The organism is Rhodococcus sp. MEB041 (assembly GCF_030208955.1).
In the GTDB taxonomy this organism is placed as follows: domain Bacteria; phylum Actinomycetota; class Actinomycetes; order Mycobacteriales; family Mycobacteriaceae; genus Rhodococcoides.
Window position 1 is genome coordinate 939,683 of the sequence record NZ_JARVSZ010000005.1, and the last position, 19,143, is coordinate 958,825.

The window sequence follows — 19,143 nt, forward strand, 5'->3', positions numbered from 1 at the left end:
CGATACCCCGGCGCGCCGACCGAAGGCCGCAGACGCGTGTGAGAACCTGGATCGGTGAGTGACCGACGGCAACCGCAGAGAGAGCCTGCGACGCGTGACGACCGTGCGCGACGCTCGCATCAGCCTCTGCGCGCCCAGTGGGATCCCACCGCGGTCGATCCCGGACGCACACGCGCCGCACGGCCGGAGCGCAGCGCCCGGAAGCAGAGCCGGCTGGGGCGGTTCACGTCGACCTACGGTTGGCGCGCCTACGCGATCCCGATCCTCGCGGTCGTGACGGTACTCGTGGTCGTCGACGCGATACGCGATCCCGGAACCGCGTCCACGACGGACTCGGCACCCGGATTCCCCGCGCTGAGCAACACGACCGACGACACCGGCATCATCGGTGTCCCGCCGCAGGCCGACGGGAATTTCGCCGAGACGGTGTCCAGCGGTCAGCTGCCCGACGGCGGTCAGTTCGCGGTGCAGGGCGCAGGCACGTGGCGCGTGGTGCCGGGAGTCACCGACCAGGTGGGCCAGGGCACCGAACGCACGTTCACCTACACCGTCGAGATCGAGGACGGCGTGGACACGACGGGCTTCGGAGGCGACGAGTCGTTCGGTCGCCTCGTCGACCAGACTCTCGCCAATCCCAAGAGCTGGACGAACGATCAGCGTTTCGCCTTCCGCCGCGTCGACACCGGTGATCCGGACTTCCGGGTCTCGCTGACGTCGCAGATGACCATCCGCGACGCGTGTGGGTACGACATCCAGCTCGAGGTGTCCTGCTACAACCCCGGTATCGGCAGGGTGGTGCTCAACGAGCCGCGCTGGGTGCGCGGCGCCGTGGCGTTCCAGGGCGACATCGGGTCGTATCGGCAGTACCAGATCAACCACGAGGTAGGCCACGCGATCGGGTACCAGGCGCACCAGCCCTGCGAGACCGACGGTGGCCTGGCCCCGATCATGATGCAGCAGACCTTCGGCACGGCGAACGACGACATCGCTGTACTCGATCCTGCGGGCGTGGTGCCGATGGACGGCAAGACCTGTCGCTTCAACCCCTGGCCGTACCCCAGGGCCTGACCGGGGAGGTACGAGGAGCATGACGATCGTCGACCCGGTGGTGGAACCGGGCCCGGAGCTGAGCCGCGAGCAGGTCGCTCGGTACAGCAGACACCTGCTGCTACCCGACGTCGGAGTGCTGGGCCAGCGGCGTCTACGCAACGCGAGAATCCTGGTGATCGGTGCCGGTGGCTTGGGTTCGCCCGTGCTGCTGTATCTCGCCTCGGCGGGCGTGGGCACCCTCGGCATCGTCGAGTTCGACGACGTGGACGCCTCCAACCTGCAGCGACAGATCATCCACGGCGAGGCCGACATCGGTCGGCCGAAGTCGGTCAGCGCCCGCGAGTCGATCCGGGCTGTGGACTCCACCATCGAGGTCCGGCTGCACCAGGTCCGGCTCGAGCCCCGCAACGCGGTGAACCTCTTCCGCCAGTACGACCTGGTGGTGGACGGCACCGACAACTTCGCGACGCGGTACCTCGTCAACGACGCGGCCGCCGTCGCCGGCATCCCGTACGTGTGGGGATCCATCTATCGCTTCGACGGGCAGGTGTCCGTGTTCTGGGATGCCGCACCCGGCGGTCTCGGCGTCGACTACCGGGACCTCTACCCGGATCCGCCCGCGCCGGGCACTGTGCCGTCGTGTTCGGAGGCCGGCGTGCTGGGCGTGCTCTGCGGGGTCGTGGGCTCGATCATGGCGACCGAGGCCGTCAAGCTGGTGACGGGCATGGGCGACACGCTGCTCGGGCGTCTGCTGGTCTACGACGCGCGCACCATGACCTTCCGCACGGTCACCCTGCGCCGGGACCCCGGTCGCGTGCGGGTGTCCGAGGTGGAGGAGGACTACGAGGTGTCCTGCGGTGTGGCCTCGCCCCTGCCGTCGGTGGACTCGGTGGACGGCGACCTCGATCCGGCGGCCGTGCGCGCGCTGCTGGACGGCGGTGCCCCGGTGGCACTGATCGACGTGCGGGATCCGGTCGAGTGGGACATCGTGCACCTCGACGGCGCAACGCTGATGCCTCTGCCGACGGTGGTGGCCGGTGACGCGGTCGCGTCGCTGCCGACGGACCGGCCGGTGGTGCTCTACTGCAAGACGGGTGTCCGCTCGGCCGAGGCACTCGCGGTCCTGCGGTCCGCCGGCATGGCCGACGTCCACCACCTGCGCGGCGGACTCGAGGCGTGGGCGCGCGACGTCGACCCCACCGTCCCGACGTACTGACACCGGGTTCGGTCACGCGTGCCGGGACACGCGCTCACCGGGGTCTGCGGACTCGCACCGTGGCGGCGGTACGGTGGCCGTCATGACATCGGCGGAACCTCCCCAGCACGTCATCGGCACGTTCGGGCTCCGAGACGTCGCGCCGGTGGCTCTGGGAGCGGACTGGGACGGCGGTTGGCGTCTCGGTGACGTCGTCCTGTCCCCGGTGGCCGATCACGCCCGCGGCGCCTGGTCGGCGAAGGTGCGCGAAACCCTTGCGGTGGAGGGGGTTCGGCTCGCACGGCCGGTGCGGTCGACCGACGGCCGCTACGTCGTGTCCGGATGGCGCGCGGACACGTACATCGAGGGGGTTCCCGAACCCCGCCACGACGAGGTCGTCTCGCTGGCGACCCGGCTGCACGTCGCGACGTCGCAGCTCGAGAAACCGCGGTTCCTGACGCAGACGCCGGTCGCGCCGTGGAGTGACGTGGACGTGTTCGTCGCCGCTGATCGTGCTGCGTGGGAACAGGTTCCGTTCCGCTCCGCCCGTGCCGGGGGAGCGGTGGAGCCGACGTCGCCGGACGGTGTGCGCAGTGTCGAGGTGATCGGTCAGCTGGCCACCCTGCGTCGGCCGGTGCGCGAGCCCGACCAGTTGGTGCACGGAGATCTGTTCGGCACGGTGCTGTTCGACGGCGTGCAGGCTCCCGGTATCACCGACATCACCCCGTACTGGCGCCCCGCGTCGTGGGCCGCGGCGGTGGTGGTCGTCGACGCGCTCTCCTGGGGCGGCGCGGACGACGGGCTCATCGGCCGCTGGGAGGATCTCCCCGAGTGGCCGCAGATGTTGTTGCGGGCGGTGATGTTCCGCCTCGCGGTGCACGCTCTGCATCCGCGCTCGACCGCCGAGGCGTTTCCCGGTCTGGCCCGTACCGCCGATCTGGTGCGCCTGATCCTCTAGTCGGTCGGCAGTGCGCCGGTGTCCCGATCATCGGCACCGTCCGCGGCGAGCTCGGTGAAGAAGCAGCGTGCGGCGGCGGCCGCCGCGTCGGCGTCCCCGGACACGACCGCTCGGACCAGGGCCGCGTGCTCCTCGTGGAACGCACGGTCGGAATCGGCGTCGTGGTCGAGGATGGTCTCCTCGATACTGGGGAGCAGGAAGTCGTAGACCTCCAGGTAGATGCTGTTGTGGCTGGCCGCGACGATGGCACGGTGCAGGGACACGTCGAGATGCAGGGCCCGGGTGCGGTCGACGTCCCACAGTGCGGTCCGATGCGCCAGGGTGTCCTCGAGCATCCGGACGTCCTCGTCGGTCCGCCGCTCGGCGGCCAGTGTGGCCGCGGTGATGTCGAGCGCCCGCCGCAGCTCCAGGACGTCGCGTCGCCGCGCGGACGAGAAGTACTTGCCGAGGGCCGACGGCATCTCCGACGACGCGAGCACGTAGGTGCCCGATCCCTGGCGCCGCTCGAGCATGCCCGCGTGCACCAGCGCCTGGACGGCCTCGCGAACGGTGTTGCGTCCCGTGCCGGTCAGCTCGGTCAACTCCGGTTCTGTGGGTATCCGCGTACCGACGGCCCACGTCCCGGACTCGATCTCGCCTCGTAACTGGTCGGTGACCTGCCCGATGAGGCTCTGTCGGCGTACGGGTTGCACGTCAGTGTCTTTCTCTCGTGTGGTGTCGGTCTCGGCCAGTCTAGTGGTCCTTTGCCAGACAGGTCGGATCATCCTATGATTCGTCCCATGACTGCGACCGCCACCACTGCCGAGCCCGGGTCACGCTCGACACTGCAGGGACGGCTGTTGGTGTTCGCGGCACTGATCCTGTCCGCGTTCACACTTCGGGCAGCGGTCACCTCGGTGTCGCCGCTGTTCCCCCGGATCGGCGACGACCTCGGGTTCGGCGCCGGCGCCATCGGGCTCCTCGGGATGCTCCCGACCGCGATGTTCGCGCTGTTCGGCGTGCTCACCCCGGTCATCGCGACTCGTCTCGGACTCGAACGGACGGCACTCGCCGCGGCGGCTCTGACCGGTGTCGGCATCTTCGCGCGGGCGTTCGCCCCCGGGCTCGGGTCGCTGGCGCTGCTCTCGGCGGTCGCCCTGGCCGGTATGGGCATCGGCAACGTGGTCATCCCGCCGCTGGTCAAGCGCTACTTCTCCGACCGGATCGCCATGATGAGCACCGTCTACATCTGCCTCCTGCAGCTGGGCACCATCGTCCCGTCGCTCACGGCGGTCCCCGTCGCCGACGCGGTCGGGTGGCGCTGGTCGCTCGCGATGTGGGGTGTGGCCGCCGTCGCCGCCGTGGTGCCGTGGACGGCCATCGTGCTGACGCGACGCACTCGCCCCGCCGCCCCCGCGGTGCGCGGTACGGAGTCTCCGGCGCAGGACGCCGCCGTGGAGGCCGAGCTCGACGGGCCGCTCACCGAGCCGTCGGCCAAGCCGGTGGCGCCGCCCGTCCCGGTCTGGCGCACCTCGCTCGGCTGGGGGATGGCCGGCATGTTCGCGATGACGTCCATGGTCACGTACTCGATGCTGACGTGGCTGCCCTCCCTCCTGGTCGAGGCCGGCATCAGCGAGGGTGCCGCCGGTGCCTCGCTCGGGGTGTTCGCCGCGGTCGGTCTCGCAGGTTCCCTGCTCGCGCCGTCCATCACCAGTCGGATGGTCGACCCCTATCCCATCGTCATCGGCTGCGCGGTCTGCTATCTCGCAGGCTTCGCGGGCCTGCTGTGGGCGCCCGCGACGGGCACGGTGCTGTGGCTGGTGTTGGTCGGTGCAGGTCCGACGACGTTCCCGATGTCGCTCACGCTCATCAATCTGCGCACGCGCACGGCCGTCGGCTCGGCATCCCTGTCCGGCTTCACGCAGGGAGTCGGGTACACGATCGCCTGCGCCGGCCCCATTCTCTTCGGTGTGCTGCACGAGAACACCGGGGGCTGGGAGTGGTCGTTCGCGTTCCTCACGTGCGGCATCGCCGTGCTGCTGGTCGCCGCCAAGGCCGCCTGCCGTCCGCGCGTCCTCGAGGACGGGCCCGTCCGCCAGGCTCAGTCGCGACCCTGACCCTCACGAAGCAGACCCTCACCTACCCGGAAACACGGACGTGAGGTCAAGTTCACGCACGGGTCACAGCGTGCAGCGCCCCCGCAACATGGTTTTCCTATCTTTGGGCTTCCCCAGAGATCAGGAGGCCACTCGTGACCAGCTTGTCGGATACCGGCGCTGCCACGGCGCCCACCGGTGCCCCCGGTGCAGTCGCTCGTAAGCACCACATCACGAACTGGGACGCGGAGGACGTCGAGGCCTGGGAGGCCGGCGGCAAGCACATCGCCCGCCGCAACCTGATCTGGTCCGTCGTCGCGGAGCACGTCGGCTTCTCCATCTGGTCCATCTGGTCCGTGATGGTGCTCTTCATGCCGATGGCGCAGTACGGCATCGACCCGGCCGGGAAGTTCTTCCTGGTGGCCGTGCCGACATTGGTCGGCGCCATCCTGCGAATCCCGTACACGTTCGCCACCGCGAAGTTCGGCGGCCGCAACTGGACGATCTTCAGCGCCCTCGTGCTGCTGATCCCGACCGTGCTGACGTTGTACTTCATGATGAATCCCGCCTCGTACACGACGTATCTCGTCGTGGCCGCGTTCGCGGGACTGGGCGGCGGCAACTTCGCCTCCTCGATGACCAACATCAACGCCTTCTATCCCCAGCGTGAGAAGGGGTGGGCTCTCGGACTGAACGCAGGCGGCGGCAACATCGGTGTTCCCGTCATCCAACTCATCGGGCTCCTCGTCATCGCGACGGTGGGCAACACCGCACCCGAGATCGTGTGCGCCGTCTACCTCGTCCTGATCGCGGTCGCCGCCGTGGGCGCGGCCCTGTACATGGACAACCTGGACAACCAGAAGACCAACGGCCGCTCCATGATCGACGTGCTGCGTTTCTCCGACTCGTGGTGGATCGCGTTCCTCTACATCGGTACGTTCGGGTCGTTCATCGGTTACAGCTTCGCGTTCGGGCAGATCTTGCAGATCAACTTCCTCGCCGGTCTGGCCGACGGGGGTGCGGTCACCCCGGCCATGCAGGCACAGGCCTCCCTGCACGCCGCTCAGATCGCGTTCATCGGCCCGCTCCTCGGTTCCCTGTCCCGACCGATCGGCGGCAAGTTCGCCGACCGCGTCGGCGGCGGCCGCATCACGATGTACACCTTCGTCGCGATGATCTTCTCCGCCGGCATCCTCGTCGCGACGTCGATGACGGACGACGCCACGGCCGGAGCGGCGACCGGATCGATGATGGTGTTCTACGTCGTCGGCTTCATCCTGCTGTTCGTGCTCTCGGGGCTCGGTAACGGCTCCGTCTACAAGATGATCCCGGCGATCTTCGCGTCGAAGTCGACGTTGCTGGTGGGGATGTCGGCCACCGAGCAGGCCGCGTGGTCCCGCCGGATGTCCGGTGCGCTCATCGGTATCGCCGGTGCGATCGGCGCGCTCGGTGGAGTGGGCATCAACCTGGTCCTGCGCGCGTCGTACTCGGGCGCGGAGAAGTCGGCCACGTCCGCCTTCTGGGTCTTCCTCGTCTTCTACGTCCTCTGCGCCGCGGCCACGTGGGCCGTGTACCTCCGCCGATCCGGCGCGCGTACCGCGAACGAGCAGGACGTGGTCACCGTATGACCGTCGCTGCATCCGTGCCGGAGACCCTTCGGCCACCGGCCACCCGAGCAGGTACGGCGACGCACTGCCCGTACTGCGGGCTGCAGTGCGCGATGACCGTCACCGGCACGGATGCAGCGAGCGCCGGGATCGAGGCCCGCCAGTTCCCGACCAACAAGGGTGGTCTCTGCCAGAAGGGGTGGACCGCCGCCGAGGTGCTGCGAGTGCCCGGCAGGCTCACCACACCACTGGTGCGTGTCGACGGGGAACTCGTCCCGACGACCTGGGACGCCGCACTCGACGCGGTGGCCACGACGCTTCGACGCGTCCGGGCCGAGCACGGCGCCGACGCGGTCGGGATCTTCGGGGCGGGCGGGCTGACCAACGAGAAGTCCTACATGCTCGGCAAGTTCGCCCGTGTCGCGCTGGGCACGTCGAACATCGACTACAACGGGCGGTTCTGCATGTCGTCGGCCGCGGCCGCCGGCAACAAGTCGTTCGGAATCGACCGAGGACTGCCGTTCCCGTTGGCGGACATCGGTTCCGCGCGGGCCGTGCTGGTGCTGGGCGGCAACGTCGCGGAGACGATGCCCCCCTTCGTGCAGCATCTCCGGACCGCCGCCGACGCGGGCGGGCTCATCGTCGCCGACCCACGGCGCACCGCGACGGTGGACCGGGCGGTGTCCGCCGGCGGAGTGCACCTGCAACTGTCGCCGGGCACCGACCTGGCCCTCGCACTGGGCCTGGTGCACCTGGCAGTGGTCGAGGGGTACGCCGATCGCGACTACATCGACTCACGCACCGAGGGTTTCGACGAGTTCTGGACGGCGGCGGCGCAGTGGTGGCCGGAGCGGACCGAGCGCGTCACCGGCGTTCCCGTCGCTCGCCTGCGGGAGACGGTGCGGTTGCTGGCGCAGTCACGGGACGCGGGTACGGGCGCCTACGTGCTCACCGCCCGTGGAGCCGAACAGCACGCGTCCGGAACCGACACGGTCTCGGCCGTCATCGGACTCTCTCTCGTGCTGGGGCTGTGCGGACGACACGGAACCGGATACGGCTGCATCACCGGCCAGGGCAACGGACAGGGCGGACGCGAGCACGGGCAGAAGGCGGACCAGCTTCCCGGATACCGCAAGATCACCGATCCCGCAGCGCGTGAACACATCTCCGCCCTCTGGGGTATCGAGGAGTCCGCACTCCCGGGTGCGGGACTGAGCGCCTATGAACTGCTCGACGCCCTCGGCACCCCCGGTGGTCCCCGCGCGCTCATGGTGCACGGCTCGAACATCGCCGTCTCGGCCCCGCGGGCCGGTCACGTCGTCGATCGGCTCGCCTCACTCGAGATGCTCGTCGTCACCGATTTCGTGCTCTCCGAGACTGCCGCGATGGCCGACGTGGTGCTGCCGACGCTGCAGTGGGCCGAGGAGGAGGGCACCATGACCTCTCTCGAGGGCCGCATCCTGCGCCGGCGCAGGGCCGTGGACGCTCCCGAGGGCGCGCGCGGGGAGCTCGACATCCTCGCCGATCTCGCCGTTCGCCTGGGCCAGCCCGCCGACCGCTTCCCCCGCGACGCACGGACGGTGTTCGAGGAGTTGCGCCGAGCGTCCCGCGGTGGCATCGCCGACTACTCGGGCGTGACCTACGAGCGTCTCGACGCCGGGGAGGCGCTGCACTGGCCGGTACCGTCGGAGACGCACGGCGGCACACCGAGACTGTTCCTGGATCGTTTCGAGACACCCACCGGGCGAGCGCGTTTCGTCACGGTCGACCAGGTCGGGCCCGCAGAACCCACCGACGCCGACTTTCCTCTCCTCGCGACGACGGGGCGGGTGCTCACGCACTACCAGTCCGGTGCGCAGACCCGGCGCGTGCCGTCCCTGTCGGAGGCGGCAGGCCCGATGTTCGTCCAGCTCCACCCGGACACCGCCGGTCGCGCGGGGCTCGAGGACGGCGACGACGCGGACGTCGTCTCGCGCCGCGGAACGGTCGTCGCCCGCGTGCGGTGCGACGCGTCGATGCGGCTCGACACGGTGTTCCTGCCGTTCCACTTCGCCGACGCGGCGCGCGCCAACCTCGTGACCAACCCGGCACTCGATCCCACCAGCCGGATGCCCGAGTTCAAGGTCTGCGCGGTGCGCATCGCCGCGCACCTGCTCGGCGCGACGGACGGGGAGACGGCATGAGTGCACCTCATCGCGTCGTCGTGGTCGGGAACGGCCTCGCCGGTGCCCGGTTGCAGGAGGAGATCCACCGACGCGACGCGGATGCGGCCCGCGTCCAGGTGGTCGTCTACGGCGACGAGAATCACGCCGCGTACAACCGCATCCTGCTCTCCAACGTGGTCGCCGGGCACCTGACCCCGAGGGACACTCGGATCAAGCCCGAGAACTGGTGCGAGCGCAACGGTCTGGAGACGCACATCGGGGTCGCGGTCACGTCGATCGATCGCGAGCGCCGCACGATCACGCGCTCGGACGGGTCCACGGACACCTACGACACGCTCGTCCTCGCCACCGGCTCGCGTTCCTTCCTGCCGCCTGCACCCGGCATGACCGACGCGGACGGTCACCCCGCGGACGGCGTGGTGGCGTTCCGCACTCTCGCCGACTGCGACGCCATCACCGCAGCAACGGGACCCGGTTCCCGCGTCGTCGTGATCGGCGCCGGGCTTCTCGGCATCGAAGCCGCACGCGGCGCCCTCATGCGCGGATCGGACGTCACCATCGTCCACCCCCGCGCGTATCCGATGGAGAAGCAGATGGACGCCGGTGGCGGCGCCGTACTGACCCGAGTGTTGCGAGAGCTGGGGATGGACGTGGCGCTGGGCGCTCGGGCCGAGGCTCTGCGTACCGCGCCCGACGGCGCGCGCGAACTCGTGTTGTCCGACGGCAGCGCGTTGCCCGCCGACCTGGTCGTCGTCGCGGCCGGGATCCGTCCGAACATCGACCTCGCCGTCGCGGCCGGGCTCGACGTCGACCGCGCTGTCGTCGTCGACGACGACCTGCGCACCTCCGACCCGCACATCCGCGCGATCGGCGAGTGCGCCCAGCACCGCGGTGAGGTCTACGGCCTGGTCCAGCCCGCCTGGGAGATGGCCGGGGTGGTCGCGGACCAGCTGTGCGGCAGCGCGTCCCGCGCCGAGTACCACGGCACCGCGCAGATCACCCGCCTCAAGGCGCACGACGTCGACCTCGCCTCGATGGGCGAGATCGACGTCGACCCGAACGACACCGAGTCCGAGGTCCTCGTCATGAGCGACCCCACCCGCGGCCGGTACGCGAAGGTCGTCGTCCGCAAGGACCGCCTGGTCGGCGCGGTGATGCTCGGCAACCCGGAAGTCGTCGGAACGCTCAGCCAGTACTTCGACGGCGGATCGCTCGTCCCCGTCGACCGTATGACCCTGCTGCTCGGGCACCTCGTCGGTGGACCCACCGAGAGCGCCAACCCGTCGACCATGCCCGACGCAGCCGTGATCTGCCGCTGCAACACCGTCACCAAGAAGCACTTGGTCAGCGCGTGGCGCGGCGGTGCCCACACCCCCGAGGCCATGGCCGAGAGGACCCGCGCCACCACCGGTTGCGGTAGCTGCGTGGGCGTCGTCGACGGCCTCTGCGACTGGCTGCACCGAGCGGATCCCGTCCCCGACAACGACCGGCCTCCGGCCTTCCCGGTCACAGACGACCGGCCTCCGGCCTTCCCGGTCACGGACGGCCGGCCTCCGGCCTTCCCGGTCACCGCATGACCGACCCGAGTCACACCACCCGTTCACCGTTTCCCGAGGAGATTGTCATGACCGACCAGACCGCTCACCGCACAGCTGTGGTGGTGGGACACGGAATGGTGGGCCACCGGTTCGTCGAGGCGCTGCGCGCACGCGACACGGCCGGCGAGTGGTCCGTCACCGTCCTGTGCGAGGAGGCCCTCCCCGCCTACGACCGCGTCGGGCTCTCGTCCTACGTCGGCGCCTGGGACCACAAGGAACTCGCGTTGGCGGGCAACGACTATGTCGGGGACGCCGCGGTGACCCTCCGTACCGGCGTGCGGGCCGAGTCGATCGACCGCGACGCTCGGGTGGTCACCACCTCGGACGGTGCGGCGGTGCCGTACGACGCTCTGGTCATGGCCACGGGGTCCTACCCGTTCGTCCCGCCCATCGCGGGGCACGACCTCGATCGCTGCTTCGTCTATCGCACGATCGACGACCTTGATCGCATACGCACCTGCGCCGACGCGGCCGGCCCCGGCGCGGTGGGAGTGGTCGTCGGCGGCGGCCTGCTCGGTCTCGAGGCCGCGAACGCCCTGAAGCAGATGGGCATGACGCCGCACGTGGTGGAATTCGCGCCGCGACTGATGCCGCTGCAGGTCGACGAGGGCGGCGGTGCGGTCCTGGCGAAGCTCGTCACCGAGCTCGGTGTCACCGTCCACGCCGGTGTCGGCACCTCGGCCATCGCCGAGAACGATCACGGCATCGACGTCACTCTGGCGGACGGTAGCGTCATCGACGCCGCCCTGCTGGTGTTCTCGGCGGGTGTCCGCCCGCAGGACGCTCTCGCCCGCACCAGCGGCCTCCCGGTCGGCCAGCGTGGTGGCATACTCACCGACATCGGTTGCCGTACCGAGGATCCCGCGATCTACGCCATCGGCGAGTGTGCGGCCATCGAGGGCCGGTGCTACGGTCTCGTCGCTCCGGGGTACTCCAGCGCGGAGGTCGTCGCCGATCGGCTCGTCGGCGGTACCGCCGAGTTCCCGGGCGCGGACCTCTCGACCAAGCTCAAACTGCTCGGTGTCGACGTCGCCAGTTTCGGAGACGCGATGGGCGCCACCGAGGGCGCACTCGAGGTGGTGCTCAACGATGCCGCGAAGGGCACCTACGCCAAGCTCGTGCTGTCGGACGACGCGAGGACTCTGCTCGGCGGCATCCTGGTGGGGGACGCGTCGGCGTACGCGACGCTGCGCCCGCTCGTCGGCCGCGAACTCCCGGGCGATCCGGCTGCACTGATCTCGCCGAGCGGCGAGAAGCTCGGCGCCGGAGCGCTTCCCGACGATGCCGAGGTGTGCTCGTGCAACGGTGTGGACAAGGGGACCATCTGCTCGGCCATCGCTGCGGGCGCCTGCGACATCGCCTCGGTCAAGTCCTGCACCGACGCCGGCACCACATGCGGTGGCTGTCTTCCCACGATCAAGCAGTTGCTCGCCGCGTCGGGCGTGGTCATGTCGAAGGCCCTGTGCGAGCACTTCTCCCAGTCGAGGCGCGAGTTGTTCGAGATCGTCGCCGGCGCGGGCATCCGCACGTTCTCCGGTCTCGTCGCCGCTCACGGCCGCGGCGCCGGCTGCGACATCTGCAAGCCGGTCGTGGCCTCGATCCTGGCGTCCACGTCCTCGGAGCACATCCTCGACGGTGAGCAGGCTGCACTGCAGGACACCAACGATCACTTCCTCGCCAACATCCAGAAGAACGGCACCTACTCCGTCGTGCCGCGGATGCCGGGTGGGGAGTGCACTCCCGAACAATTGATCGTCATCGGTGAGGTGGCACGCGACTTCGGTCTGTACACCAAGGTGACGGGTGGTCAGCGCATCGACATGTTCGGCGCGCGCGTGGAGCAGCTCCCCGCCATCTGGAAGCGACTGGTCGACGCCGGCATGGAGTCGGGTCAGGCCTACGGGAAGTCGTTGCGCACCGTGAAGAGTTGCGTCGGGTCCACGTGGTGCCGCTACGGCGTGCAGGACTCCGTGGGCATGGCCGTCGACCTCGAGAAGCGCTACCGGGGTCTGCGGTCCCCGCACAAGATCAAGTTCGGTGTGTCCGGCTGCGCCCGCGAATGCGCCGAGGCGCGCGGCAAGGACGTCGGCATCATCGCCACCGAGAGTGGCTGGAACCTGTACGTCGGCGGCAACGGTGGGCAGTCGCCCAAGCACGCGCAACTCCTCGCGTCGGGGCTGGACGACACCACCCTCGTCCGGTACATCGACCGGTACCTCATGTTCTACGTGCGCACGGCGGACCGCCTGCAGCGCACGGCGCCGTGGGTCGAGAGTCTCGAGGGCGGACTCGACCACCTGCGCGCCGTCGTGTGCGAGGACAGCCTGGGTATCGCCGCGGACCTCGAGGCAGCGATGGCGTCGCACGTCGAGGGCTACAGGGACGAGTGGCGGGGTGTGTTGGAGGACGAGACCAAGCTCGCGCGCTTCGTCTCGTTCGTCAACGCCCCGGAGGAGCCCGACCCCACCGTCTCGTTCGACGAGTCCGGTGGCCGCAAGGTTCCGGTCCTGATGGGGATGCCGTCCGTTCCGGTCGGGTGAGTGGTCGGGAAGGCCGGAGGCCGGCCGAGATGTGGCCCGTCATGTCGCCGTAACGGCCGAGTAACACCAGCCCCGTAGAACTGTCCCCAGGGAGGACCACCATGACTGTCATCGACTCAGCACCTCGCCATTCCACGACCGTGACCAGCGGCGACACCGACGAGTGGATCACCGCGCTCGCACTCTCGGAACTCACTCCGGGTCGGGGAGTCGCCGTGTTGCTGCCCTCCGGGGCGCAGGTGGCGTTGTTCCGCACCGGCGACGAGGAGCTGTTCGCCGTGAGCAACATCGACCCCTTCGGACGGGCCGCCGTGATGTCGCGCGGACTGGTCGGGGACCGCGGCGGCGAGCCGACCGTCGCGTCGCCGTTGCTCAAGCAGGTATTCTCGCTGGTGGACGGCCGTTGCCTCGACGACCCGGACACGACCTTGGCGGTACACGAGGTCACCGTGATCGACGGCGTCGTCGCAGTGTCCGCCCAGCCCTCGGGCGCATCGACCCAGACCTCGGGCACATCCGTCCGGCCGAGAAGTGGAACGGAGACGACATCCCCGTGATCGATCAGCCGACCTCGTCCGACGCTCCCCTCGCGGGGTTCACCGTGGGCGTCACCGCGGCTCGACGCGCCGACGAACTGGCCTCGCTGCTGGTACGGCGCGGAGCGAACGTGGTGCACGCCCCGGCGATCAGGATCATTCCGCTGTCGGACGATGCGGAGCTCGGTCGTCGTACCCGCGAGATCATCGAGTTTCCGCCGGCTGTCACCGTGGCCACCACGGGCATCGGTTTCCGTGGCTGGATGGAGGCCGCCGACGGGTGGGGCGACGCCGAGGAGCTCACTCGGGCCCTCGAGGGCACCCGCATCCTCGCCCGTGGGCCTAAGGCCAAGGGAGCCATCCGTGCAGCAGGTCTGCGCGAGGAATGGTCACCGGAGTCCGAGTCGTCCGCGGAGGTGCTGGAACATCTGTTGGCGGAGGGCGTGGACGGCGTCCGCGTCGCGGTGCAACTGCACGGCGCCACCACCGAGTGGGAGCCCGTTCCGGACTTCTGCGAGGTGCTGCGGCAGGCCGGCGCGACGGTCATCCCGGTTCCGGTCTACCGCTGGGTGCAACCCGACGACTCGGCACCGATGGACCGCATGATCGAAGCCGTACTGTGTGGTGACCTCGATGCGGTGACCTTCACCAGTGCCCCCGCCGTGGCCTCGATGTTGATGCGCGCCAAGGAGAACGGTGTGCTGGAACCGATGCTGCAGTCGTTCCGCGATCGGGTGCTCGCCGTGTGCGTCGGGCCCGTGACCTCCGCTCCGCTCGACGTACTGGGTGTTCCCACGACGGCGCCCGCGCGGGCGCGTGTCGGAGCTCTCGTGCGCCACGTCGCCGACGAACTTCCGCGTCGAGCGGGCATCGTCCGGGCCGGCGGTCACGAGTTGCGCGTTCTCGGCGCGTGCGTCGTCGTCGACGGCACACCCAAGGCTCTGTCACCCGCGGGCATGGCCGTGCTGAAGACTCTCGCTCGCCGTCCCGGACAGGTGATCTCCCGCGAGGACCTGCTCGCCGCTCTGCCGGGTGGGGGCGGCGACACCCATGCCGTCGAGACGGCCATGGCGCGAGTGCGGTCCGCGCTCGGCGCACCCAGAGCGATCCAGACCGTCGTCAAGCGGGGATACCGCCTCGCCGTCGACGACAGCGCGGACGACCTGATCGACGCCGTGTCGAGTGCTCCGGGCGGCGGCCTCGGCCGGACGGGGGAGGCGTCGTGAGCGATCCTCGACTCGTCCTCGTCGCGCACGGCACGCGCAACCCCGCCGGCGTCGAGGTGATCGCCGCGCTGGCCGACGCCGTGGCTCCGCACGTGGGCTCGGTGCGGGTCGCCTTCGTCGACGTGCTGGGACCCACTCCGTCGGAGGTCCTGCGCGATGTCGACGGTCCCGTCGTGGTCGTGCCCGCCTTCCTGGCCTCGGGCTATCACGTGCACGCGGACGTGCCCCGCGAGATCGCCGAGAGCGGTCACGACGACGTCCACGTCACCCGCGCACTGGGCCCGGATCTCGACCTCGCGCGGGTACTGCGTGACAGGCTCGAGCAGATCGGATGGACGACCGGCGATCGCATCGTCCTCGCCGCGGCGGGCTCCTCCGACGTGCGGGCCCTCGACGACGTGCACACCGCGGCGGATCAGCTCGCCGCCGTCACCGGATCGGCGGTCACCGTCGCCTACGTCGCCACGGGCGAGCCGCGCGCGGCGGACCTGGTCCCCACTCTGAAGGCCACCGGGGAGAAGGTCTTCGTCGCCTCGTACCTGTTGGCGCCCGGCCTCTTTCACACGAGGTTGCAGTCCGCCGGAGCGGACGGTGTCACCGAACCGCTGGGGCTGCACGGGGGAGTGGTGCAGCTGCTCGTCGATCGCTACCGCGAGGGTGCCGACGTCATCTCTGCGGCAGCGGCACGATTTCGACGGGAGCGCCCGGACTCCGGCCCGCAGTGACGACGGCGATGCCGTCACGGCCCACCAGCGCCGCGAGATGTGCTGTACGCACAGAGCTCTCGCACCGCCAGGTACCCGCACCGAGGTAGGACGCGGGCAGGGCTCGAGTGACGTCACCGGCATCGACCTCGGTGGCCAGTGTTCCGGTCAGCGGTATCGGGACGGACCGTCCGGTCAAGGCCGCGGCGATGGCGGGGCCGAGCAGCATCACCGTGGTGACGGCGGCATACGGATTGCCGGGAACACCCAGGACCACGCGATGATCGGGCAGCTCCGAGACGGAGGCGGAACCGCCGGGGCGACAGGCGAGTCCGTCGACGACACGGTGTGCTCCGGCACGTCGAAGTGCGTCGTCCAGTCGATCCGCGGCGCCGCCGCCGGTCGCGCCGATGATGACGACGACGTCCGGCGGTGCGGAGTCCGCACCGCCGTGGATCGCCGCGTCGAAGGCATCGTCGGTGTCGGCGCAGTGCGCGACGTCGGCGAGTGCGAACCCGCACGACCGTAGGTACGTCGGCATGACCGGCCCGATGGTGTCGCGGATGCGCCCGGCCACCGGCGCGGTGTCGTCGCCGATCTCGTCGCCCGTGAGAACGAGTCGGACGGTCGGGGCGGGGCGCGTCGACGCCCGGATCACGCCGGCAGAGAGCGCGGCCGACACGACGGCGGGGGAGATGACGGTGCCCGCCGGCGCGAGTTCGCTTCCGCCGTCCCAGTCCTCGGCGACACTGCGGGCGTCGTCGCGCACGGGTGCGCCGTCCGACCGGTGGAGCAGACCGTCGTCGTCGAGAACGACGAACTCGTCGCGTACCACGCCCGCCTCCGCCGGAACCGCTGCGCCGGTGGCGATGCGCACCGCGTGGCCGGTGTCGAGGACGACGTCGTCGGTGGCGCCGGCGACCACCACGGCGTCGTCGACGTGCCAGGGTCCGTCGCCGCGCACGGCGTAGCCGTCCATCGCGGACGTGACGAAGCTCGGAAACGGGCGTGCGGCGATCAGCGGCTCCGCGAGCGTGCCGCCGAGGCTGTCGGCCAGGGACGCGGTACGAGGTGTGATCGCGGTGAGTCTGCTCCCCACGAGGACGCGCGCCACCTCGACGGAGGGGCGTCTCGACGCGGTGCGGACGGCCGCGAGTTCGGTGGGCGTGTCCACGTCGTCGATGCCGGTGAGCGCCACGGTGCCCACGACGTCCGGCAGGGCGTCGCGGATGGACGGGCCGCGCTCGGCGTCCGCCGGACAGCGTGCGAGCGCGGCGGTGACGCCTCGAACGAGGGCGTCGCGACGCCAGGCGCCCACGAGGTACTGGGTGCGACCGGTCGAGTCGGTTCCGAACACTGCTTCGACTGTCGTGTCTCGCAGCAGTTCTCGCACGAGCAGTCGGAGTGCAGGCTCGGTGATGTACGGCAGGTCGGCGGACAGGGTCAACACGACGTCGTTCTCCCGCGGACCGTCACCGTCGTCGACGGTGACGGCCAGCCCGGCCGCCAACGCACGTACCGGGCCTCCGAACGGCGGGTCCTCGCGGGTGCGGCGGACACGCCTCGGTCCCGGCGGGTCGGCAGTCACGTCGTCCGGTCCGACGAGGACGGTGACGGTGCAGAACGACGTCGCTCCCAGCACCCGATCGACGAGGGTGACTCCGTCCACGAGCGCGGCAGGCTTGGTGGTTCCCTGCATCCGTGAGCTGCGTCCGCCGGCGAGTATCAGCGCGTCCGTGCGCGCTGTGCGTCCCGACATGTGATCCACAGTAGTGGAGGCGACGCGGCAGCCTCATCGACCGGTGGTGGACACGGGCCGACTGCGCGGTGGGCCCTCGAGAGAGTGGCGACCGCCGCCCGCGACGGCGACGGCGCCGAACCCGATGCTGAGAGTGGACAGGGCCAGAAGTGTTCCGATGACGATCATGGACAGAGTCTCGACCGCCGAGAGGCCTGGTGGAGCAGTCCACTGGACTCGAGTGGACTGTGGCATAGTGGCGGCATGGCATCCACTCCCGCACGGCTGCGCGACGGGTTGTCGGCGCGCGCACTCGCCGCCGCGATCGACATGACCGCCGTCGCGCGGGACAGTCGGTCCCTGTACCTCGGACTCGCGCAGGAACTGCACCGTCTCGTCGAGGAAGGCGCGGTGGCCGCCGATGCCCGCCTGCCCGCGGAGCGCGTCCTCGCGTCGGTGCTGGGGGTCAGCCGTGTGACGGTCGCGTCGGCCTATCGCGAACTCCGTGAGCACGGCATCGCGGTGTCGGTGCACGGGGCGGGCACCTTCGTCGTTCCGCGCGGGGACAGTCAGCCGTGGGGCGGCATCCTGCGCGGCACCCAACCGGGCGTGCTCGAGTTCGTCAACGCCGCGCCGCCGGCCTCGGCCCTGCTGGGACCCGCTTACGACGCTGCTGCCCGCGCGCTGAGCACGACGGGCCTGCACGTCGGCTACGTGCCCACCGGTGTGGGCCGACTGCGCGAGGCGATCGCCCGGTACTACTCCGCTCGCGGGCTCCCCACCAGCGCCGACCAGATTCTCGTGACCGCTGGCGCCAGCGATGCGTTGCACGCCGTGATCGACACCTTCGTCGAACAGGGCAATCGTGTGCTGACCGAGCACCCGACCTACCCGGGTGCCATCGACATGGTGCGAGCCGTGGGTGGCAAGTGTGTTCCGGTGGCCATCGATCCGGATGATCCCGACACGTTCGTGGAGAACATGGACAGGGCTGCGCGGCAACATGATCCGGTACTGGCCTACCTGATGCCCGACCACTCCAACCCGTCCGGGGCGGTGTTGCCCGAGACGTCCCGGCGTCGGCTCGCGGCCACGCTGCATCGGCACGCCGTGGTGACCGTGGTGGACGAGGCGTCGGCCGACCTCCGTCTCGACGGCGACGCCGACGTCGAGCCGTTCGGCGCACCGGTCCCGGACCGCGCCTGCATCACCGTCGGATCGTTGAGCAAGACCGTGTGGGGCGGGCTGCGGGTGGGGTGGGTGCGCGCGGACCCGGTGCACCTGGCGCGCGTGGCCACGACCTACGCGAGGCGGCAGCTCTCGGTGTCGATGATGGATCAGTACACGGCCGTGGAACTGTTCGGCGAGTACGACGCGGTGGTGGCGCACCGCGCCGATCAGCTGCGGGCGGGTCGCGACACGGCGATGGCGGCCGTGACGCGGTCGCTGCCGGGCTGGACGTTCCACCGGCCGCGCGGCGGACTGTCGCTGTGGTGCATGCTGCCATCGGGCGTCCGGTCCACGGACCTGGTGGAATCGGCCCGCGGTCGCGGACTGCTGCTCGCCCCCGGATCACGCTTCGGGACGGGATACGCCTTCGACGAGTGCCAACGCATCCCGTTCTCCCGCAGCCCCGAGGAGATCGAGGACGCGGTCGCCGTCCTGGCGGAACTGGTGGGAGCGGGAGTCGATGCCGGGCCCCGCGAGAGCGTTCCGTCGCACGCCGTCCCCGAAGCGATGGTCTGACACTC

Annotated in this window: 15 protein-coding genes; 12 read left to right on the forward strand and 3 right to left on the reverse strand. The window is 70.2% G+C overall.

Going from position 1 to position 19,143, the window contains the following annotated elements:
* Positions 1-54 precede the first annotated feature (54 nt).
* The 3 genes from QRN16_RS18570 to QRN16_RS18580 all read left to right on the forward strand — a co-directional run bounded on the left by QRN16_RS18570 (position 55) and on the right by QRN16_RS18580 (position 3,203).
* Positions 55-1,068 carry a DUF3152 domain-containing protein gene (locus tag QRN16_RS18570; RefSeq protein WP_051613603.1) on the forward strand — a complete coding sequence of 338 codons (1,014 nt, stop codon included), beginning with the start codon at positions 55-57 and terminating at the stop codon, positions 1,066-1,068.
* 19 nt (positions 1,069-1,087) lie between these two features.
* The gene (moeB, locus tag QRN16_RS18575) at positions 1,088-2,266 is read left to right on the forward strand and encodes a molybdopterin-synthase adenylyltransferase MoeB (RefSeq protein WP_222647036.1); all 1,179 of its coding nucleotides are present in this window, start codon (positions 1,088-1,090) and stop codon (positions 2,264-2,266) included.
* Between the two features lie 82 nt (positions 2,267-2,348).
* The gene (locus QRN16_RS18580) at positions 2,349-3,203 is read left to right on the forward strand and encodes a TIGR02569 family protein (protein ID WP_027506841.1); all 855 of its coding nucleotides are present in this window, start codon (positions 2,349-2,351) and stop codon (positions 3,201-3,203) included.
* Here QRN16_RS18580 and QRN16_RS18585 read toward each other — a convergent pair.
* A complete protein-coding gene (locus tag QRN16_RS18585; RefSeq protein ID WP_285188864.1) occupies positions 3,200-3,895 on the reverse strand; it encodes a FadR/GntR family transcriptional regulator in 696 nt (231 codons plus the stop codon). The two genes, QRN16_RS18580 and QRN16_RS18585, sit on opposite strands and share 4 nt — an antisense overlap.
* Positions 3,896-3,982: 87 nt before the next feature.
* Here QRN16_RS18585 and QRN16_RS18590 point away from each other — a divergent pair, with 87 nt between their 5' ends.
* From QRN16_RS18590 to QRN16_RS18625, 8 genes are all read left to right on the forward strand, one after another.
* The gene (locus tag QRN16_RS18590; protein WP_285188866.1) at positions 3,983-5,299 is read left to right on the forward strand and encodes an MFS transporter; all 1,317 of its coding nucleotides are present in this window, start codon (positions 3,983-3,985) and stop codon (positions 5,297-5,299) included.
* Positions 5,300-5,433: 134 nt separating this feature from the next.
* Positions 5,434-6,906, forward strand: a complete 1,473-nt coding sequence (locus QRN16_RS18595) for a nitrate/nitrite transporter (protein WP_373425225.1) — start codon at positions 5,434-5,436, stop codon at positions 6,904-6,906.
* Positions 6,903-9,068: a molybdopterin oxidoreductase family protein gene (locus QRN16_RS18600; protein ID WP_285188868.1), complete on the forward strand. Its 2,166-nt coding sequence runs from the start codon at positions 6,903-6,905 to the stop codon at positions 9,066-9,068. The genes QRN16_RS18595 and QRN16_RS18600 overlap by 4 nt, the downstream gene beginning before the upstream one ends.
* The gene (locus QRN16_RS18605; RefSeq protein ID WP_285188869.1) at positions 9,065-10,627 is read left to right on the forward strand and encodes an FAD-dependent oxidoreductase; all 1,563 of its coding nucleotides are present in this window, start codon (positions 9,065-9,067) and stop codon (positions 10,625-10,627) included. Before QRN16_RS18600 ends, QRN16_RS18605 begins: the two co-directional genes overlap by 4 nt.
* Before the next feature lie 47 nt (positions 10,628-10,674).
* Positions 10,675-13,188: a nitrite reductase large subunit NirB gene (nirB, locus tag QRN16_RS18610; protein ID WP_285188871.1), complete on the forward strand. Its 2,514-nt coding sequence runs from the start codon at positions 10,675-10,677 to the stop codon at positions 13,186-13,188.
* Positions 13,189-13,289: 101 nt separating this feature from the next.
* A complete protein-coding gene (gene nirD, locus QRN16_RS18615) occupies positions 13,290-13,745 on the forward strand; it encodes a nitrite reductase small subunit NirD (RefSeq protein WP_051613601.1) in 456 nt (151 codons plus the stop codon).
* The gene (locus QRN16_RS18620; RefSeq protein WP_442973139.1) at positions 13,745-14,950 is read left to right on the forward strand and encodes a uroporphyrinogen-III synthase; all 1,206 of its coding nucleotides are present in this window, start codon (positions 13,745-13,747) and stop codon (positions 14,948-14,950) included. The genes nirD and QRN16_RS18620 overlap by 1 nt, the downstream gene beginning before the upstream one ends.
* Positions 14,947-15,675: a sirohydrochlorin chelatase gene (locus tag QRN16_RS18625; protein ID WP_285188874.1), complete on the forward strand. Its 729-nt coding sequence runs from the start codon at positions 14,947-14,949 to the stop codon at positions 15,673-15,675. The genes QRN16_RS18620 and QRN16_RS18625 overlap by 4 nt, the downstream gene beginning before the upstream one ends.
* Here QRN16_RS18625 and QRN16_RS18630 read toward each other — a convergent pair.
* Both QRN16_RS18630 and QRN16_RS18635 read right to left on the reverse strand, forming a co-directional pair.
* A complete protein-coding gene (locus tag QRN16_RS18630) occupies positions 15,617-17,413 on the reverse strand; it encodes an NTP transferase domain-containing protein (RefSeq protein ID WP_156380533.1) in 1,797 nt (598 codons plus the stop codon). The genes QRN16_RS18625 and QRN16_RS18630 overlap by 59 nt on opposite strands.
* A gap of 33 nt (positions 17,414-17,446) precedes the next feature.
* Positions 17,447-17,581 (reverse strand): hypothetical protein, encoded by a 135-nt coding sequence (locus tag QRN16_RS18635; RefSeq protein ID WP_261769634.1) that lies wholly within the window; start codon positions 17,579-17,581, stop codon positions 17,447-17,449.
* Positions 17,582-17,656: 75 nt separating this feature from the next.
* Between QRN16_RS18635 and QRN16_RS18640 the strand changes: the two genes are divergently transcribed.
* The gene (locus QRN16_RS18640; RefSeq protein WP_285188875.1) at positions 17,657-19,138 is read left to right on the forward strand and encodes an aminotransferase-like domain-containing protein; all 1,482 of its coding nucleotides are present in this window, start codon (positions 17,657-17,659) and stop codon (positions 19,136-19,138) included.
* The last annotated feature ends 5 nt before the right edge of the window (positions 19,139-19,143 follow it).